This is a genomic window from Wenyingzhuangia sp. IMCC45574 (assembly GCF_054182685.1).
The window spans coordinates 3,987,230-4,005,033 of the sequence record NZ_CM135169.1 but is presented as its reverse complement, the minus strand read 5'-3'; the positions used below and the strand labels follow the sequence as shown (position 1 = coordinate 4,005,033).

The window sequence follows — 17,804 nt, the reverse complement described above, 5'->3', positions numbered from 1 at the left end:
AATTTTAGTCGCACTTTTAAGTTAGTTCATTCCACACAATCACGCTTCAAAAAACATCATTTATCATCTTCTTGTAATCGTTCTTAGGGGAGTACAAAAATGTGAATAAAATTCAGTAAAAAAAAACCTATTCACTATTGTATTATTTCTTTTTTTTGTCTATTATAAATTTGAAATGATCACACAAGTATGAATACAAAAAAAAATAGCTTTAGGGTACAATATTACGAAACTGACCAAATGCAATATTCCCACCACAGCAACTATGCAAAATACTTCGAAACCGCTCGTATTGAATACCTTAGAGCATCTGGAATCTCTTACAAAAGCATGGAAGAACAAGGAATTATGCTACCGGTAGTGAATTTAAACATTGATTTTAAAAAACCTGCCAAATACGATGACTTACTTACAATTGAAACCTGTATAAAAGAAAAACCAGGTGTTAAAATAACCTTTGTTTACGCAGTTTATAATGAAGCCCAAGAGTTATTAACAAAAGGAGAATCTACCTTAGTTTTTGTAGACATGAAAAAGAACAAACCAATGCGTTGTCCTGAGAATATTTTAAACGCTATTTTTAAAGCGTAAAACTGTCCTTTTTAAAGTTCTTTTACCACTACAATTCGCAATTCTTTAAAAGCAAAAACCACTTCCTTATAAATAGCTATTGGAGAAGACAAAACAAACGTACAATCTAGATACATTTCTTGTTGCAATATTTCTAGATTGTACTGTTTTATCAATCGCATTACTTTATTCATATGCTCATAAGAGCTTGCCACCTTAAACGATCTTTTAATTGTCTTTTCAATTATTACTGATTCCTGTAAAGTATCAAAAGCATTGGTTCTATATGCTTTAATTAAACCTCCAACACCTAATTTAACGCCACCAAAATAACGCACCACTACCAACAATACATTTGTTACATCAAAAGCTAAAAGTTGTCCGTAAATAGGTTGTCCGGCAGTATTCCCAGGCTCGCCATCGTCATTTACTCTGTATTTCGCCCCATCATAGCCCAGTCTATATGCATAACACCAGTGTCTGGCATCGTGGTATTTTTTCTTAACCTCTTCTAAACACGTCTTAACTTCGTCTTCTGAGGTCACTGGAAATAAATAACCGATAAACTTACTTCCTTTTTCTTTGTAAAGAACTTCTTCTACAGGAGTCTCCACCGTTTTGTATGTATTTAATTGTACACTCATATTGCAAAATATAGAAATACAATAGCTAGTAAAGACATCCCCAAGCCAATATAATTTTGTCGGCTTAACTTTTCTTTATACAACCACAACCCAATAAATACTGAACACAACACCACCAATAAATTATTCGCAGAAAAAATTAATGCTGTACCAAATTGTTTTTGAGACAATGCTTTTACCAAATAATAAATTGAAAAGTAATTTGGAATTGCTAAAACCAAACCTCCAACCCAACTCTTGGGCGATAATTTTAATTTCCCTAAAAGAAACCTTATCACAAAGACTACAGCTCCAATACAGCCACAAAACAAAAACAACGAGGCCGAAAAAACATCAAATTCATTTACAGGCACCCATTTAGTTTGCATATGATTTAATAAGGAATCGGCAATTCCACCTCCTATGAAAATAAAAAAAGGAAGATACCACAAGCGTTTGTCAAACTGATCTCCTTTGTCTTTTTTACACGTTAACCAAACCCCTATTAAAGCTAAAACGATTCCTGTTATCTTAAAAAAGTTTAAACTGTCGTTATACAAAACTACTCCAACAATAATTGGAATAACCATACTCATTTTCCCAGCCACTGTCATGATAGACAGTCCTCCTTTTTGAGCCGTTATAGCCATTAAGTTAAATACGATAATAAAAAGTGTAGAAATAGCAATTGCCCCCCACAACCAAGGCTTCTCTATTAAATAAGCTACTGTAATAGTTGCCTTACTAAAAAAAACTCCTATAATAAAAGCCAAAAAATAACTGACCACAATGGCCTGAAAATTATCCAATCGATAACGTTCAAACTCCTTAAGGATGACAAAAACAAGTACCGTAAAAAAAATGCTTAAGCATAAAAACACCATCGTACTATTTCTTAAAATGTTTTAACAAATCTTCTCCTATTTCATCAACCTTTATAGGCTTAACAGGAACCTTAGTAGCATACACTCCGTTTTTAAACTCAGCTACTCCTTTAAAGACAAAAATCTCATCCCATAAACCTTCATTTACAAAACTACTTAATAACTGACTTCCTCCTTCTACTATTACTGACTGAATGTTTTTTTGATACAATACCTCTAAAACCTGAGGTAAAATATCTCCGCTAAAATCAATTTTACTGTAAGTAACACCAGCCCCCTCTCCGTCTTTTTCTGTAAAAACAATAGTTTCTACTTCTCCACTGTATAAATGATAATCGTGTGGTACTTTTAATGTTCTATCTATTAAAATCCTAACTGGATTTTTTCCTTTAACACTACGAGTAGTTAAGCTTGGATTGTCTTTTAATGCTGTATTTGTCCCTACCATAATTGCATGCTCCTCCGCTCTTAATTGATGTACTAACTGCCTAGACAATTCATTAGAAATCCATGTGGGTTGAGCTTCTTTTTTACGAAACACCTCTCTGTCTACATCTAAAAAACCATCTTTGGTTTCTGCCCACTTTAAGATAATATAAGGTCTTTGTTTGTTATGAAACGTTAAAAACCGTTTGTGCACTTCTAAACATTCCTTTTCCAAACACCCCACTACCACTTCTCTTCCTGCTTCTAACAGCATTTTAATTCCTCTCCCCGATACTTCAGAAAAAGTATCTATACACCCAACAACAATTCTTGGAATTTGTTTTTCTATAATCAATAAAGAACAAGGAGGTGTTTTCCCATAATGAGAACAAGGTTCTAAAGTAACATACAATGTAGCTTTATCTAACAGCGTAACATCCTTAACAGAATTGATAGCATTGACCTCTGCATGTGCTCCTCCATAAGGACTGGTATACCCCTCTCCTATAATTTTATGATCACAAACAAGAACAGCTCCTACAGAAGGATTTGGAAAAGCCAAACGCGTTCCCTTATTTGCGAGCTCAATAGCTCTTTGCATGTATATACGATCTGTTGAACTCACTTATTTCTTAATTTTTATTTTTTTAGTGAATTTAATAGGATATTCTTTTTTGAACAAAAACTTTTTAAAAGTAGCCTGCCCATCTAACTTTACTTCTATCCTATTGGTAAACAAACTTGTAAGTAAAGATCCTAACAAGCCTTTTTTAGAATTAAATAATTGATCCTTCGATAATTTTATTTCCAAAGGCACAGAAAAATCACTTTTAGCAGGAACTTTTACCTTCTGATTCTTAAGCTTCCCTATAGCAATACCATTTACCATAGTATGTAAATCTGTTAAGTATAACTTGCCTCCTACTTTGTTAGGATTCTTAAAATTCAACTTTGCTTTTACAGTTATAGAATCATTAACTACTTCTGATATTGCCAAATCTTTTACTCCTGAGTATATAGGAGCTTTTAAATTCCCACAAGAAAATAAAAGGAACGTAGCAACCAAAAAGCAAATCGTTTTTACTGTCTTCATATTCGTATATTTGCACTTCCTGCAAAAATATCAATAAATAAGCCAAATGATGACTTTCCTAACATTTAAACAAGAACTTTATACACTGCTAGCAAGTCATTACCCAACCACCGAGATAGATTCGTTTTATAAACTTATTTTAGAAGATGTCCTAGACAGTTCTAAAGTAGATGCCATCCTAAACCCTAATGAGTCGCTAACCAAGACACAAACTAACTTAGTTACAAACATTATAAAAGGCTTGGTAGCACAAGAGCCTATTCAGCATTTAATAGGTTTTACCGAATTTATGGATTTAAAGTTTCTTGTAAACCCAGATGTGTTAATTCCTAGACCCGAAACAGAAGAATTAATCCGTTGGATTTTAAATGATGTTGAAAAGCATGAAGGTTTAGAAGTTTTAGATATTGGAACAGGAACTGGTTGCATTCCTATTTGTTTGGCAAAAAACTTAAATAAAGCCAAAATAACCACTATAGACGTTTCTAAAAAAGCCATAGAAACCGCTAAAAAAAATGCCTTTGAGAACAAAGCCATGGTTAACTTTCTACATCAAGACATTTTAAGCACAGATAGTCTACCACAACAATACGATGTAATTGTAAGCAACCCTCCATATGTTAGAAACCTAGAAAAACAAGAAATGCAAAAAAACGTTTTGGACTACGAACCGCATTTGGCTCTTTTTGTAGAAGACAACGATCCTCTTATTTTTTACAAAAAAATTGCAGAGTTAGCTAAAACAGCTTTAAAGCCGAATGGAGCATTGTACTACGAAATTAACCAATACTTAGGGGCTGAAACGATTGAACTATTAAAACATCTTGGTTTTAAAAACATTGAGTTAAAGAAAGACATGTTTGGGAATGATAGAATGGTGAAAGCTTCTTTTTAGCAGGTAGTATAAAGTAATCTGTACACAGTAGATTAATCCTTGACTTTATTCTTAATGCCAAATAATTAAAAAGGTTTGTTTGATCTTTATTCACTGATCAATTTACGATTACACGAATAAACGTATCAACAGATAAACACAAAAAAACTACTTTTGCAAAAAACTTTCACATGCGCATAGATATCATTACCGTTTCTCCAGAGTTGATTCAAAGTCCTTTTGAGTATTCTATTATGAAAAGAGCTCAAGAAAAAGGATTGGCATCAGTACATTTTCACAACCTACGTGACTATGCTTTAAACAGCTACGGTAAAATTGACGATATGCAATTTGGTGGCGGTGCCGGAATGGTGTTAATGATTGAACCTATTGATGCTTGTATTAGCAAACTAAAAGCCGAAAGGGACTACGATGAAGTGATCTATATGACACCAGATGCTCCAACGTTAAACCAAAGAACAGCCAACACCTTATCTTTAAAAGAAAACATAATTATTCTTTGTGGACATTATAAAGGAGTAGACCAACGTGTGCGTGATTTATTTATCACCAAAGAAATTTCTATTGGAGATTATGTGTTAAGTGGTGGAGAACTAGGTGCAGCAGTCCTATGCGATACTATACTCCGTTTAATCCCCGGTGTTTTGGGTGATGAGACTTCTGCTTTAACAGATTCTTTTCAAGACGACTTATTATCGCCACCTGTTTACACAAGACCTGCAGATTACAAAGGAACTAAAGTGCCAGAAGTACTAACAAGTGGAAACTTTCCAAAGATAGAAGAATGGAGAACCGAAAAAGCCTTGGAAATAACAGAAAGAATAAGACCCGATTTGTTAGATGAGTAGCATTAGGCTGTAGGCTTTAAGCTACTAAATAATAAGTTTTTCCAAAAAAACTAACACCTAACAATTGAAAACTAACAACTAATTAATATATTTGCACTCCCAAAATAACCTCTGACGAAAAACTCGTGAATGTTGTTCTGGAAAACCATTATAAAAAATACAAGATGGAATCTTTAGTAAAATTTGTACAAGACGAATTTGTAGCAAAAAAAGAAGTACCTGGATTTAAAGCAGGAGACACAATTACTGTGTATTACGAAATTAGAGAAGGTGAAAAAGTACGTACTCAGTTCTTTAGAGGAGTTGTTATCCAAAGAAGAGGATCTGGAGCTTCAGAAACTTTTACAATCCGTAAAATGTCTGGAACTGTTGGTGTAGAGCGTATCTTCCCAATTAACTTACCTTCAATTCAAAAAATTGAATTGAACAAGCAAGGTAAAGTACGTAGAGCAAGAATTTACTACTTTAGAGAACTTACTGGTAAGAAAGCAAGAATTAAAGAAGTTAGAAGAAAATAATTTCTTTCACATACCGTATAAAAACCCAACACATTGTGTTGGGTTTTTTGGTTAAAATAGCACAGTTTACCACAAAAGCGTTATGTTTTTAACAGTGGGTTAAAAAACCGTGTATAATTAGTACATTTGCACAGCTAAACTAAGCTTAGCGAAAAAGAACAAAATTAAATCAACATCATAATGGCAAAGATTATTTACACAAAGACAGATGAAGCACCAGCATTGGCTACATATTCTTTGTTACCTATTATCAAAGCTTTTACTAACAAAGCGGATATTGAAGTAGAAACTAGAGATATTTCCTTAGCAGGAAGAATTTTAGCAAACTTATCAGATTTTTTACCAGAAGATCAACAAGTAAGTGATGCATTAGCAGAATTAGGTGAGTTGGCAAAAACTCCAGAGGCTAACATTATTAAGTTACCAAATATTTCTGCTTCTATTCCTCAGTTACAAGCTGCAATAAAAGAATTACAAGATAAAGGTTTTGCTGTTCCAAATTTCCCAGCCGATCCACAAACGGACGAAGAAAAAGCTATTAAAGCTGCTTATTCTAAAGTATTAGGTTCTGCTGTAAACCCTGTTTTACGTGAAGGTAACTCTGACCGTAGAGCTCCAAAAGCAGTTTCTCACTACGCTAAAAAGAACCCACACAAAATGGGTGCTTGGGAAAAAGACTCTAAAACGCATGTAGCTTCTATGGAAGCAAATGACTTTTATGGTTCTGAAAAATCTACAACTGTAGAAGAAGCTACTGAATTTAAAATTACTTTTAACGGTACAGAATTAAAAGGATATGCTCCTTTATTGGCAGGAGAAGTTATTGACTGTTCTAAAATGAGCATTAAAGCTTTAAAAGAATATGCCGCTAAAGAAATAGCAGATGCTAAAGCAAACGGTGTATTGTTATCACTACACATGAAAGCTACCATGATGAAGGTTTCTGACCCGATTATATTTGGAGCTATTGTTGAAGTATTCTACAAAGATGTATTTGAAAAATACGCTGACTTATTTGCTGAGTTAGGTGTTACTGCTACCAACGGTATCGGTGATGTATATAATAAAATTGCAGGTCATGCAAAAGAAGCAGAAGTAAAGGCTGCTTTAGAAGCTGTTTATACAGATGCTCCAGACCTTGCCATGGTTAACTCTGACAAAGGAATTACAAACCTACACGTTCCTTCTGATGTTATTGTTGATGCTTCTATGCCAGCAATGATTCGTACTTCTGGACAAATGTGGAACGCAGAAGGACAACAACAAGATACAAAAGCTTTAATTCCAGACCGTTCTTACGCTGGAGTTTTCCAAGCAACTATTGAATTCTGTAAAGAAAATGGTGCTTTTGATCCAAAAGAAATGGGAACTACTCCTAACGTTGGATTAATGGCTCAAAAAGCTGAAGAATACGGATCTCATGACAAAACGTTCCAATTAGAGGAAGCTGGAACTGTAGAAGTTGTAGATACTAACGGAAACGTATTATTATCTCAGGATGTTGAAGCTGGTGATATCTTTAGAATGTGTCAAACTAAAGATGCTCCTATCCAAAACTGGGTAAAATTAGCTGTAGACAGAGCTAGATCTACTGGATGGCCAGCAGTATTCTGGTTAGATGAGAATAGAGCTCACGATGCTGAAATCATTAAGAAAGTAAACAAATACTTACCAGAGCACGATACTGAAGGATTAGAAATTCACATCTTAGATCCTATTGCTGCTACTAAATTTACCTTAGCTAGAGTAAAGATTAATAAAGATACAATCTCTGTAACTGGTAACGTATTACGTGACTATTTAACAGATTTATTCCCAATCTTAGAATTAGGAACTTCTGCTAAAATGTTATCTATTGTTCCATTAATGAACGGAGGTGGATTGTTTGAAACTGGTGCTGGAGGTTCTGCTCCTAAACACGTTCAACAATTACAAGAAGAAAACTACTTACGTTGGGATTCATTAGGTGAATTCTTAGCCTTAGCTGTTTCTTTAGAACACTTATCAGAGAAATTTAACAACCCTAAAGCAAAAGTTCTTTCTGAAGCTTTAGATGCTGCAACTAGTAAGTTCTTAGACAACGATAAATCTCCAACTCGTAGAGTAGGTGGAATTGACAACAGAGGTTCTCACTTCTACTTAGGTTTCTATTGGGCTCAAGAATTAGCTGCACAAGATAAAGATGCTGAATTAAAAGCAGTATTCTCTGAAGTTGCTAATGAAATTGCTGCCAACGAAGCTAAAATTGTTGAAGAATTAATCGCAGTACAAGGTAAACCTGCTAACACTGGAGGTTACTACTTATTAAACGAAGAATTGACTTCTTCTGTAATGAGAGCAAGTGCTACTTTAAATTCAATTATTGAAGGAATTGCTTAATTAAAAGCTATAACTATATTAGAATCCCACACCTACCGGTGTGGGATTTTTTTATTTTTAATCCACACCTATTTAACTTCAATATATTTATTAAATTTGCACTTCGAATATAAATTTTTCATAAAATGAAAAGGAGCATTGCTTTATATGCAATTACAGCATTTTTATTATTCTCTTGTAGTGCTAAAGAGGAAGGAATTGATACAGCTACAGATGGTAATCTAGTTGAAATAAGTAGTAAATTACAAAGTCTTAAAATAGACAAAATAGCAGATCAAAAACCAGAGTCTGATTTTGATTCTGAATCTAGTACCGCTTTTGCTACAAGAACTCCTAAAGTTAATATACCTGTAAGCCCTCTTGCTTGTAATCATACAGAACAAATTAATGAAAATATAGAAGGAGAAAACATTGTATCTACCATCAAGTATTTTGATAAGAATAAAAAAGCAATTAGTTCTTGTAAAACAGAAGAACTTAATGAATACATTACCGAAGAAGTTACTAAAATTACAGGCTTAAACTACATTCATAATTTTACTTCTACCACTAGCTATAACCAAGCATTTAATCTAGGGGCAGACTTTAGCTCTTTTGTTTATAAAGCGACTATCAACTCTAACATTACAGGAACTTTAAACTTTGACGGAGACATTTTTAACGTTGTAGATGGAAGTTATTTTAAACTTAAGATAGACTTTTCCGCTGCTTCTTTTGACTTTTCTGATGATTTTGAAATTCCTCTAGAGTTAGAAGCCGTTTATCAAATAGAATTCGACACCAAAGGAAACACCTATCACTTTACCATGGAAATGGATGAAAATGCACTGAATGATTCTGAAAGTTATGAAGGTGACTTCTTATTATTTAATAGTGCTGATAAAAAGATTGGTACTGTTAAATATACTTGTAATAAAGATGGGAGTAATGAAAAATTTGAGCTTTACGATTTAGTAGGAAATAAAATTTAAAGTAAACACTAAAACAAAAAAAAGGGACTGCTTTTCTATGCAGTCCCTTTTTTTGTTATTCAACAGAAATTAAAAAACCATTTCTTTTAACTTCTCTTTTATTTTTTTATTTACATCTTTAGGATATAACTTATCTCCCATAAAAATATCTGTCATGGCATCGCTAAAACGTTGCCCGTATTTCTTTAATAAGAATTTACGTACCATCTTACTTCCATAAAACACTTTGGCCAATTTCATAGAGGTTAACAACTCTGGCATTAAAGTATTTTCTATAATTCTTGTGTACGTATCTCCTGCTTTAATAATATCGCCATTTGCTTCTATAATAGCTTCTGCTGCCAACTTTCCACTTAGTATTGCATTAGAGATTCCTTCTGCTGTTAAAGGATCTGCAAATCCGGCTGCATCTCCAATTAAAAAGACATTGTTTTTTACAAAACCGTCCAACCTTGGTGTAACAGGAATTTGATAACCATATTTTTTAATCGACTTAATTTCCTCTATTCCTAAAAACTTTATGTATTCTGCACAATACTCTTTAATCTTCTGATCTTCTTTTAAGAAAGCCCCTACTCCAATAGACAAGTGATGTTTCTTTGGAAAACACCAACCATAACCCGATGGAATGGCATCTATATCAAAACGTATTTCTTTAGAAAGTCTTTCAAAATCTGCCTCGTTTACTTCAACTTCATATTCTAATGCAGGAATTAGGCTTCTTGTTTCTTTTGTCCATCCAGCCATTTTTGCCAACTGACTGTAAACACCATCTGCGGCAATTACACAATCTGCATAAACCTCTCCTTGGGTTGTATCTAAAGTAACACCTTTACCATCGTAGTTAATGTTATTTACCTTGCAATCTTCAATAATAGTTACTCCGTGCTCTTTTGCTTTGTCAATAATTAATTTATCAAAAGCATCACGCATTACCAAAGAGACAATAGGCTCTTCTCTCTCAGTTACAAAATGTAAATCTTTCCCCATGTAAATGTCCACACTATTAAACTCAACATCTACAACACTAGAAATATCAAAAGGCATATTTTTTCTACCTCTGTAAACAAATCCTCCTCCACAAACTTTATACCTTGGCAAAACTTCTTTTTCTAAAACAACCGTTTTAATTCCTGCTTTAGCTAAGTGAAAAGCTGCCGAAGCTCCTGAAGGTCCAGACCCTACAACTGCTACTTGATAATTTTTCATATGTCTTATTTAATAAGTGTAACAATAATAGAAATTTAAACCTGTTTAATCAAATTGCAAATAAGTTATTTTTATGTAGTAAAAACAGCTATAATTGCACGATTATTGCTACTCATTCTGAGTTTAATGCTTAATTTAGCGGTCTAAATTTTATAGGGTAACATGAAAAAATTCTGGAATATTATATACAGCACCAAATTAATGGCAGTTTTATTTATTGTCTTTGCTGCTGCTATGGGAATTGCTACATTCATAGAGAATGACTATGGTACAGAAACAGCCAAGGCTTTAATTTTTAATGCTTGGTGGTTCGAATTGATCATGGTTATTTTTGTGATTAACTTTTTTGGAAATATTTTTAAATACAAACTTTACAAAAAAGAGAAATGGTCTGTATTACTGTTTCACTTGTCTTTTATATTTATTCTACTAGGTGCAGGAGTAACAAGATATGCTGGTTACGAGGGAGTAATGCCTATTTTAGAAGGTGATAAAAGCAACGAAATATTCTCTGAAACTACTTACCTAAATTTAAACATTCACAACTTTAAAGAAGAAAAGTACGTACACAGCCCTATTCTACTGTCTGCAAAAGGGAAAGCATCTTATAAAATGGATACCGACTTTAGAGGTCAAGACATTGACATAGAGCTTACAGAATACATACCCAATGCCAAAACAGAATTTACATTAGATGAAAACGGAGCTACTTATTTGCATTTTGTAGAGTCTAGCTCTGGTTCCAGACACGACCATTATATTAAAAAAGGAAGTATCGAAAACATTCACGGTGTTTTAGTAGGATACGAAATTGCCGAAAACAGTTCTCTTAACTTTACCGAGGTAGATGGTGTTATGCAATTGCAATCTAAACACAACGGTACTTTTATGAGAATGGCAGATCGTTATACGGGGCAGATTGTAAAAGACGAGACTACAAAATTTAACTTTTTAAGTTTACACCAAATTGCAGGATTGAGTTTTGTGGTTCCAGAAAAACCTGTAAAAGGAGACATGAAAACCATTTCTGCCGAAGACAAAAAAGAATATCCGCAAGCCTTAATTACGTTAAAAGTTACTTCTAAAGACAAAATGACTTTAGTACAAGTAAAAGGAGGTAAATACACTTCTAACAAACCTGTTTCCTTTACCTTGGCTGGATTGAATTTTAATATCTCATACGGATCTAAAATCATCAAACTTCCATTTTATATTCAGTTAAACGATTTTCAATTAGAAAAATACCCGGGTTCTGAATCTGCTGCTTCTTATGCAAGTGAGGTAACTCTTATTGATGATGAAAAAAATGAAAAGTTTGATTTTAGAATTTTTATGAATAATATTTTAATATATAGAGGGTACCGTTTTTTCCAATCTAGTTACGACTTATCTGGACCAAAAGAAGAAACTCGTTTGTCTGTAAACCATGATGAAGCAGGTACTTTTATAACTTACATAGGATACTCTTTACTATACATCGGATTAATTTGTTCTCTTTTCTTAAAGAAAACTCGATTTGGACAGTTGGGAGCAAAATTGAATAAATTAAAAAACAAAACAGCTGTAATTGCTTTGTTAATTGGACTTACAACCACCTTTGGTTTTGCCCAAGAACACGACCACAATCACGATCACGATGGACACAACCACGAAGAGCACGATCATCAAGAGCATGAACACGAAGCAAAATTACCTAAGAAGTTAAATCCAGAGGAAATAAAGGAAGCTATTATTAAAAATGCGGTTACACCAGAACACGCATTGGCTTTTAGTAAACTGGTTATTCAGGATGCGGGTGGACGTATGAAACCTGTTCATACTTTTGCAAGTGAATTGCTTAGAAAAGTTAGTAAAAAAGACACCTATAACGAATTAGATGCCAACCAAGTATTCTTATCTATTATAGAAAACCCTAGAGCCTGGTTTGGAGCTCCAATTATCTACTTAGAAAAAAAAGACAAAAAGATTAGAACCATACTTGGTATTGATGCTTCAACAAAATATGCTGCCTTAACAGACTTTATGGATCCTACAGGAAACTATAAGTTAACAAGTTATGTAGCCGATGCTGAAAAAACACAAGTTAAAAGTGCATTTGAAAAAGATGTAATTAACATTGACAAACGTGTTGGTTTATTATACACAGCAATTAGCGGAAGTATTCTTAGAATTTTCCCTAAAATTAACGACGAAAACAATAAGTGGGTTTCTCAATTAGAGTTAGAAACTGCTGGTTTTAAAGGAATCGATTCTGTTTTTGTGAAACAAATTTTACCAGCATACCGTCAGGTAGTTTGGCAAGCAAAACAAAAAGGAGATTACAAAGAAGCAAACGAAATTTTAGAAGGAATTAAAAACTTCCAAAAGAAACACGGAGCAGCAGTCTATCCTAATGATCAAAAGATTGAATACGAGGTATTGTACAATCAGTATGATATTTTTAAGAAGTTGTTTGCTTACGATATGTACATAAGTGCATTGTTATTTTTATTCATCATTATCCAAATTTTTAAAGAGAGTAAACTTATCAACTACCTTATTAAAGGAAGCATTGCTATTGCTATTGTTTTATTTATTTTACAAACAGCTGGTTTAATAGCCAGATGGTATATTTCTGGTCATGCACCTTGGTCCGATGCTTACGAATCTATGATTTACGTAGCTTGGGCAACCATGTTATTTGGATTGATTTTTGGTAGAAAATCTTCTTTAACAATTGCAGCAACAGTATTTGTTACCGCTATGATTTTAATGGTAGCACACTGGAACTGGATGGATCCACAAATTGCCAACTTACAACCTGTATTAAACTCGTACTGGTTAATGATTCACGTAGCCATTATTGTAGCTAGTTACGGACCTTTTACCTTAAGTATGATTCTAGGTTTAGTCGCGTTAATACTAATGATATTAACCACTTCTAAAAACAAAAAAACGATTCGTTTAAAAATTTACGAATTAACGATTATCAACGAAATGAGTATGACCGTAGGTTTGGTAATGCTTACTGTTGGTAACTTTTTAGGAGGAATGTGGGCCAACGAAAGTTGGGGACGTTACTGGGGATGGGATCCTAAAGAAACTTGGGCATTAATTAGTATTATGATTTATGCTTTTGTACTACACATGCGTTTGGTTCCTGGCTTAAGAGGAAAGTTTGCCTTTAACATTATATCTGTCTATGCTTTTGCAAGTATTATGATGACTTACTTTGGGGTTAACTTCTACTTATCTGGATTGCATTCATATGCTAGTGGAGATCAGGTAGTAACACCAAACTTTGTGTATTATTCAATTGCTACCGTAGCAGTTATTGGTACCTTGGCTTATATTCAATTTAGAAAACACTATAAAAAATAAAACTGTTTGTAAATTCAAGCATTATTAATGTAAATTTGCAGACTTATTAAATTACAAAGACAAAAATGTTTCATAAATATTTAAAATTAGTTTTAGCAGCAGGTGTTGCAGTTTTAGCGGTATTACAATTTATAGATGAAAATATTGGAAACGGTATTCTATTATTATTGTTATCTGGTATTTTTGTGTTCTTATACTTTAAGAACGAAATTTTGTTATTGGCTTTTTTACAAATGAGAAAGCAGAACATGGCAGGAACTGAAAAGTGGTTGGAAAAAATTAAAAACCCAGAAATGGCTTTAATTACTTCTCAGCAAGCTTACTATTATTACTTACAAGGTTTAATGGTGATCCAAAGAAACATGACACAAGGGGAAAAGCTATTAAAGAAAGCTTTAAACATTGGTTTAAGAATGGGACACGACCAAGCCATGGCTAAATTAAACTTAGCGGGGGTTGCAATGAGCAAACGTAGAAAAAGAGAAGCTACAACCTTGTTAAACGAAGCTAAAAAATTAGACAAACACGGAATGTTAGGTGATCAGATTAAGATGATGAAAGATCAGATGAAAAGAATCTAATCTACTTCCTTATAAGCATAAAAAAAGCATCCTAATCGGATGCTTTTTTTATGCTTTATTTTCAACTTTACGAATAAAATCGCTGATGGATTGCTCGGATGCATTACCGCTATTGGAATGCAACCCCTCAATAAAATTCATTCCTAAATAATTGGCAGTTTTTTCAAAAGGCATCCAAAATAATTCTTCTAGATGGTCTCCCCCTGAACTAGAGACAGCTGCCATAGACTTGCCTCTTAACTTTCTCCCCAAATCCTTTTCTATGGTGAGTAAGTCTGTAAATCTATCAAAGAAATTCTTTAGCATTCCACTCATGGCATACCAATACACAGGAGTCGCAAAAACGAAACAATCATAGTTAGCTATTAGCTTTTCCATTAATCGTATAAAGTCGTCATTGCTATTTTTATGCTCATAATCGTAAGGAGAAATGGTATAATCATGTAAGTCTACAACAGACCAACCAGAAAGTTTTGCTATTGTAGCCGCTATTTTATGAGTGTGCCCCTCTTTTCTTGCACTTGCAACAACAATAACTGTTTTCATATATTTATGATTTTATGCAGGCACTACCAAACCTTTATAAATAGCTTCGTATTTAGGCAATACAGCGTTTATATGGAAATCTTTAGCTCGCTCTTGCGCATTTTGTTTGTATTGATCTAATACCTCTTTGCTTTCAATCAATTTTAGTGTATTCTTAGCCATATCTTCCACATCTCCTACATCGCTTAGGAATCCAGAGAAACCATCCACATTTACTTCTGGCAAACCTCCCGTATTCGAAGAAATCACAGGTGTTCTTGCCGCCATAGCTTCTAATGCTGCCAATCCAAAACTTTCCGATTTAGAGGGTAATAAAAACACATCGGTATAACATAATATTTTACTGACCTCGGTACTATTCCCTAAAAATAGAATCTTATCGTAAACACCTAGCTCCTTTGCCACTTTCTTAACCGTTACCATATCTGGTCCCTCACCCACTAAAACCAATTTTACGGGTTTTACTGCAGCTACTTTCGCAAAAATTCTTACAACATCCTCTGCTCTCTTAACAGGTCTGTAATTACTAATATGAGTTAAAATAAACTCATTCTCACTGGCAATACTACCTCTTTGGCATTCTGGAACTCCTAAAGGATAATTTGCATACTTTTCTAGCTCTATAAAATTATAAACAACCTCTATATCTGTTTTAATGTCAAACAGCTTATAGGTATCGTCTCTTAAGCTCTTAGAAACCGAAGTTACCACGTCCGAGTGATTGATTCCAAACTCTACCGCTGTCTTATAACTTGGATGCTTTCCTACCAAAGTAATATCTGTACCATGCAAAGTAGTTACTACACGAATGTCTATTCCTTTTTCTGCCAACATTTGCTTGGCCATATAGGCTGCATAAGCATGAGGAATGGCATAGTGCACGTGTAAAACTTCTAGATTGTGTTTTTCCACCACCTCAACCATTCTACTAGAGAGTGCCAATTCGTAGGGTTGGTAGTGAAATAATGAATATTCTTGTATTTGTACCTGATGAAAATGTATTCCACTGGCAATTAAGTCTAAACGTACAGGTGGTTTGTAAGTAATAAAATGAACCTCATATCCTTTCTCTGCCAAAGCCATCCCTAACTCTGTGGCTACCACTCCACTACCTCCAAAAGTAGGATAACATACAATCCCTATACGCATACTATTAGTTTTACTGTGTTTGTCTACAAAAATACCCTTAACTTACGTCAACACAAAATTTTTTATTTTTTAGAGCAATTTTTATTCCAAAAGTTATTGTGGATTTAAAAAAAAGTTTAATTTCGCAACCGCTAAGTTAAGCATGGTGCCTTAGCTCAGTTGGTAGAGCAAAGGACTGAAAATCCTTGTGTCCCTGGTTCGATTCCTGGAGGCACCACTTTAAAACCACTTCTTTTTAGAAGTGGTTTTTTGTTTTATCTAAAATAATTGTGTCACCAGTTCTCCCGAAGCTTCGGGACTGGAGGCACCACTTAAAAAACCGTTACATAGGAATGTTTTCTAATCCCTAAACTTTCTATCCTTCTCCTCAATCGCTAAATCATTAATACTCGCAAAGCGTTTTTGCATCAGTCCATTTTCGTCAAACTCCCAATTTTCGTTACCATAAGCACGGAACCACTCTCCTGCTGTATTTCTGTACTCATACTCAAAGCGAACTGCAATTCGGTTCTTTCTAAAAACCCACAATTCTTTCTTTAACTTGTAATCCAATTCTTTTTCCCATTTGTCTTGTAAAAAGTCCTGAATTTCTTCTCTACCATTTACAAATTGGTCTCTGTTTCTCCATTCGCTATCTACAGTATATGCTTTAGACACTTTTACTGCATCTTTAGAATTCCAAGCATCTTCTGCCATTTGTATTTTTTGCTTTGCCGTTTCTTCGGTAAACGGTGGTAATGGGTGTTTTTGTTCCATAATGCTATTGATTGTATTTGTTTATAAATGTATTTAATATTCTGGATTGTATTTGGAATAACTCACAAAATCCCACTCAGTAGTATGGTGATTTTGAGTTTCAATCCAACTTTCTATCGTAAAAAGCCAAAATCTACCGGTTCCTCCAGATTTAGCGAGTTCTTCTTTACTAGTTAAGTCTGTAACTATTTTAGAAGTTCCCGTAAGCTGTAAGGTTTTATTGTTCTCAAAGTCGATAAACAACACTCCTCCTTTCGGATTCTCTGTAAAATTCCCAAAAGTATTGTACAAATTGTTACCTCTATAATCTGGTACTTTTAAGACATTTCCATTAATGATTTCTATAAATCCAGTTGGTCCTCCTCTGTGCGATGCATCCATTCTTCCATCCAAACCGCTACTCCCCACAAACAAGGTATCAGCATTTAAAATCCAATGTTTTAACAATCCATTCAGTTCTACTCCTTCTTTTTTAATTACAGGAACTATTGTAACAGCATCAGGTTGTCTTTTGCTTCGTTGTTGAATGTATTTAGGACAGTTAGGGTAGGCTTCTACAACATTTAGGTAAATTTTATCTCCTACCAATTCAGTTATTCCATTTACTCTATACCTTCTACGCGTAGATAGTTCTATAAACAAACACCCAATGTGTGAATTCGTTTGAATGTTGGTATAAAAAACATCCTCTTTGTCACTGTAAATCTTTGACAAATCAAAATACAGCTCAGTAGATTGTGTCACTTTTACAAAACCTGGTTCTCCCAATAATATGGAAGTCCAAACTTTCCCCTTTGCATCCGTACTACTCACAATCAAAAGGGTTTGGTTTTCCATAAAAGGTATCGCCCCTTTTATAATCTGATTGGTAAAAGACCTTCCTATATTTTCGGCAATTTGTCTTACACCTAGTTTCTCTTGAATTTTAATTTCTCCTTTATTAAAAAGATGTTCCATAATACACAATTTATTAATAAAGCCTATCTAAAATGCAAT

At 33.9% G+C, this 17,804-nt stretch carries 17 protein-coding genes and 1 tRNA gene; 9 read left to right on the top strand and 9 right to left on the bottom strand.

The annotated features are described in order from the left end of the window. Window positions 1-189 precede the first annotated feature (189 nt). Window positions 190-591 carry an acyl-CoA thioesterase gene (locus ACXHHC_RS17190; RefSeq protein ID WP_458227596.1) on the top strand — a complete coding sequence of 134 codons (402 nt, stop codon included), beginning with the start codon at window positions 190-192 and terminating at the stop codon, window positions 589-591. A gap of 11 nt (window positions 592-602) precedes the next feature. On the opposite strand, the gene ACXHHC_RS17185 is transcribed toward ACXHHC_RS17190, so the two are convergent. From ACXHHC_RS17185 to ACXHHC_RS17170, 4 genes are read right to left on the bottom strand one after another with little or no spacing between them, the layout of a single operon-like run. Next, complete coding sequence (locus ACXHHC_RS17185; RefSeq protein WP_458227595.1) at window positions 603-1,214, bottom strand: IMPACT family protein; 612 nt, start codon at window positions 1,212-1,214, stop codon at window positions 603-605. Continuing rightward, a complete protein-coding gene (locus ACXHHC_RS17180; protein WP_458227594.1) occupies window positions 1,211-2,077 on the bottom strand; it encodes an EamA family transporter in 867 nt (288 codons plus the stop codon). Before ACXHHC_RS17180 ends, ACXHHC_RS17185 begins: the two co-directional genes overlap by 4 nt. Window positions 2,078-2,081: 4 nt before the next feature. Continuing rightward, on the bottom strand, window positions 2,082-3,128 hold the full coding sequence (gene ribD / locus ACXHHC_RS17175; RefSeq protein ID WP_458227593.1) for a bifunctional diaminohydroxyphosphoribosylaminopyrimidine deaminase/5-amino-6-(5-phosphoribosylamino)uracil reductase RibD: 1,047 nt from the start codon (window positions 3,126-3,128) through the stop codon (window positions 2,082-2,084). Then, window positions 3,129-3,596, bottom strand: a complete 468-nt coding sequence (locus tag ACXHHC_RS17170; RefSeq protein ID WP_458227592.1) for an LEA type 2 family protein — start codon at window positions 3,594-3,596, stop codon at window positions 3,129-3,131. It lies immediately after the preceding gene. A gap of 46 nt (window positions 3,597-3,642) precedes the next feature. On the opposite strand from ACXHHC_RS17170, the gene prmC reads away from it, so the two are divergent. From prmC to ACXHHC_RS17145, 5 genes are all read left to right on the top strand, one after another. Further along, window positions 3,643-4,491: a peptide chain release factor N(5)-glutamine methyltransferase gene (gene prmC / locus ACXHHC_RS17165; protein ID WP_458227591.1), complete on the top strand. Its 849-nt coding sequence runs from the start codon at window positions 3,643-3,645 to the stop codon at window positions 4,489-4,491. Between the two features lie 170 nt (window positions 4,492-4,661). Then, the gene (gene trmD, locus ACXHHC_RS17160; RefSeq protein WP_458227590.1) at window positions 4,662-5,339 is read left to right on the top strand and encodes a tRNA (guanosine(37)-N1)-methyltransferase TrmD; all 678 of its coding nucleotides are present in this window, start codon (window positions 4,662-4,664) and stop codon (window positions 5,337-5,339) included. A 164-nt stretch (window positions 5,340-5,503) separates the two neighbouring features. Beyond that, window positions 5,504-5,857, top strand: a complete 354-nt coding sequence (rplS, locus tag ACXHHC_RS17155) for a 50S ribosomal protein L19 (protein WP_458227589.1) — start codon at window positions 5,504-5,506, stop codon at window positions 5,855-5,857. A 180-nt stretch (window positions 5,858-6,037) separates the two neighbouring features. Then, the gene (locus tag ACXHHC_RS17150) at window positions 6,038-8,236 is read left to right on the top strand and encodes an NADP-dependent isocitrate dehydrogenase (protein ID WP_458227588.1); all 2,199 of its coding nucleotides are present in this window, start codon (window positions 6,038-6,040) and stop codon (window positions 8,234-8,236) included. A gap of 125 nt (window positions 8,237-8,361) precedes the next feature. After that, a complete protein-coding gene (locus tag ACXHHC_RS17145) occupies window positions 8,362-9,207 on the top strand; it encodes a hypothetical protein (RefSeq protein WP_458227587.1) in 846 nt (281 codons plus the stop codon). Window positions 9,208-9,276: 69 nt separating this feature from the next. Here ACXHHC_RS17145 and ACXHHC_RS17140 read toward each other — a convergent pair whose 3' ends face one another. Beyond that, window positions 9,277-10,416, bottom strand: a complete 1,140-nt coding sequence (locus tag ACXHHC_RS17140) for an NAD(P)/FAD-dependent oxidoreductase (protein WP_458227586.1) — start codon at window positions 10,414-10,416, stop codon at window positions 9,277-9,279. A 162-nt stretch (window positions 10,417-10,578) separates the two neighbouring features. Between ACXHHC_RS17140 and ccsA the strand changes: the two genes are divergently transcribed. Both ccsA and ACXHHC_RS17130 read left to right on the top strand, forming a co-directional pair. After that, on the top strand, window positions 10,579-13,776 hold the full coding sequence (gene ccsA / locus ACXHHC_RS17135; protein WP_458227585.1) for a cytochrome c biogenesis protein CcsA: 3,198 nt from the start codon (window positions 10,579-10,581) through the stop codon (window positions 13,774-13,776). Window positions 13,777-13,841: 65 nt separating this feature from the next. Continuing rightward, window positions 13,842-14,357, top strand: a complete 516-nt coding sequence (locus tag ACXHHC_RS17130; RefSeq protein ID WP_458227584.1) for a DUF2892 domain-containing protein — start codon at window positions 13,842-13,844, stop codon at window positions 14,355-14,357. Between the two features lie 48 nt (window positions 14,358-14,405). On the opposite strand, the gene ACXHHC_RS17125 is transcribed toward ACXHHC_RS17130, so the two are convergent. Together ACXHHC_RS17125 and bshA are read right to left on the bottom strand one after the other, a co-directional pair. Beyond that, window positions 14,406-14,903, bottom strand: coding sequence for a flavodoxin family protein (locus ACXHHC_RS17125; protein ID WP_458227583.1), 498 nt, complete (start codon window positions 14,901-14,903; stop codon window positions 14,406-14,408). A 12-nt stretch (window positions 14,904-14,915) separates the two neighbouring features. Next, window positions 14,916-16,052: an N-acetyl-alpha-D-glucosaminyl L-malate synthase BshA gene (gene bshA, locus ACXHHC_RS17120; protein WP_458227582.1), complete on the bottom strand. Its 1,137-nt coding sequence runs from the start codon at window positions 16,050-16,052 to the stop codon at window positions 14,916-14,918. A gap of 144 nt (window positions 16,053-16,196) precedes the next feature. Here bshA and ACXHHC_RS17115 point away from each other — a divergent pair. Further along, window positions 16,197-16,269 (top strand) — tRNA-Phe (locus tag ACXHHC_RS17115). A 122-nt stretch (window positions 16,270-16,391) separates the two neighbouring features. On the opposite strand, the gene ACXHHC_RS17110 is transcribed toward ACXHHC_RS17115, so the two are convergent. Both ACXHHC_RS17110 and ACXHHC_RS17105 read right to left on the bottom strand, forming a co-directional pair. Next, window positions 16,392-16,808 carry a nuclear transport factor 2 family protein gene (locus ACXHHC_RS17110; protein ID WP_458227581.1) on the bottom strand — a complete coding sequence of 139 codons (417 nt, stop codon included), beginning with the start codon at window positions 16,806-16,808 and terminating at the stop codon, window positions 16,392-16,394. Window positions 16,809-16,841: 33 nt separating this feature from the next. Beyond that, complete coding sequence (locus tag ACXHHC_RS17105; RefSeq protein WP_458227580.1) at window positions 16,842-17,765, bottom strand: hypothetical protein; 924 nt, start codon at window positions 17,763-17,765, stop codon at window positions 16,842-16,844. Between the last annotated feature and the right edge of the window lie 39 nt (window positions 17,766-17,804).

Excerpts from the sequence above, each read along its gene's own strand:
- ACXHHC_RS17190 (WP_458227596.1), top strand. The coding sequence starts at position 190 with ATGAATACAAAAAAAAATAGCTTTAGGGTACAATATTACGAAACTGAC.
- prmC (WP_458227591.1), top strand. The coding sequence starts at position 3,643 with ATGATGACTTTCCTAACATTTAAACAAGAACTTTATACACTGCTAGCA.
- rplS (WP_458227589.1), top strand. The coding sequence starts at position 5,504 with ATGGAATCTTTAGTAAAATTTGTACAAGACGAATTTGTAGCAAAAAAA.
- ACXHHC_RS17170 (WP_458227592.1), bottom strand. The coding sequence starts at position 3,596 with ATGAAGACAGTAAAAACGATTTGCTTTTTGGTTGCTACGTTCCTTTTA.
- trmD (WP_458227590.1), top strand. The coding sequence starts at position 4,662 with ATGCGCATAGATATCATTACCGTTTCTCCAGAGTTGATTCAAAGTCCT.
- ACXHHC_RS17145 (WP_458227587.1), top strand. The coding sequence starts at position 8,362 with ATGAAAAGGAGCATTGCTTTATATGCAATTACAGCATTTTTATTATTC.
- ccsA (WP_458227585.1), top strand. The coding sequence starts at position 10,579 with ATGAAAAAATTCTGGAATATTATATACAGCACCAAATTAATGGCAGTT.
- bshA (WP_458227582.1), bottom strand. The coding sequence starts at position 16,052 with ATGCGTATAGGGATTGTATGTTATCCTACTTTTGGAGGTAGTGGAGTG.
- ACXHHC_RS17185 (WP_458227595.1), bottom strand. The coding sequence starts at position 1,214 with ATGAGTGTACAATTAAATACATACAAAACGGTGGAGACTCCTGTAGAA.
- ACXHHC_RS17105 (WP_458227580.1), bottom strand. The coding sequence starts at position 17,765 with ATGGAACATCTTTTTAATAAAGGAGAAATTAAAATTCAAGAGAAACTA.
- ACXHHC_RS17150 (WP_458227588.1), top strand. The coding sequence starts at position 6,038 with ATGGCAAAGATTATTTACACAAAGACAGATGAAGCACCAGCATTGGCT.
- ACXHHC_RS17125 (WP_458227583.1), bottom strand. The coding sequence starts at position 14,903 with ATGAAAACAGTTATTGTTGTTGCAAGTGCAAGAAAAGAGGGGCACACT.
- ACXHHC_RS17180 (WP_458227594.1), bottom strand. The coding sequence starts at position 2,077 with ATGGTGTTTTTATGCTTAAGCATTTTTTTTACGGTACTTGTTTTTGTC.
- ACXHHC_RS17110 (WP_458227581.1), bottom strand. The coding sequence starts at position 16,808 with ATGGAACAAAAACACCCATTACCACCGTTTACCGAAGAAACGGCAAAG.
- ACXHHC_RS17130 (WP_458227584.1), top strand. The coding sequence starts at position 13,842 with ATGTTTCATAAATATTTAAAATTAGTTTTAGCAGCAGGTGTTGCAGTT.
- ACXHHC_RS17140 (WP_458227586.1), bottom strand. The coding sequence starts at position 10,416 with ATGAAAAATTATCAAGTAGCAGTTGTAGGGTCTGGACCTTCAGGAGCT.